Origin of the sequence: Photobacterium aphoticum, from assembly GCF_001029435.1 — a bacterium.
In the GTDB taxonomy this organism is placed as follows: domain Bacteria; phylum Pseudomonadota; class Gammaproteobacteria; order Enterobacterales; family Vibrionaceae; genus Photobacterium; species Photobacterium aphoticum.
This window is the reverse complement of sequence record NZ_LDOV01000086.1, coordinates 1-300: the sequence shown is the minus strand read 5'-3', so window position 1 is coordinate 300 and position 300 is coordinate 1. Positions and strand designations below refer to the sequence as shown.

Genomic DNA, 300 nt, shown 5'->3' with positions numbered 1-300 from the left:
AAGTTTCTATATTTTACTGACAGGCTTGTTGCTCCGGAATAATCAAATCTAAGCGGCTTATTCAACTCTCCGTTCTTAACAACACGATTAGGTTCTTTCTTGTAAATAAATGTCGTACTTTCAGGTTTTCTTTTTATATGTTCAAGATCGGACTCAATGAAAACATAAGCATTGTGTAGCGATGAAAGGCTAGCAACATGACTAGATGTTTCATAAAACTCAGTATGATTGAGCACGCCCTGAAAATCAGAGAGAGGATTACCTTCAGCACGGAACAAAACCGGAAAATCCCATGTCGCA

General features: G+C 38.0%; 1 protein-coding gene. It reads right to left on the bottom strand.

What is annotated here, in order from left to right:
- Positions 1-300 (bottom strand): hypothetical protein (locus ABT58_RS24325; RefSeq protein ID WP_205625343.1); only part of this gene is annotated, 300 nt, incomplete at both ends.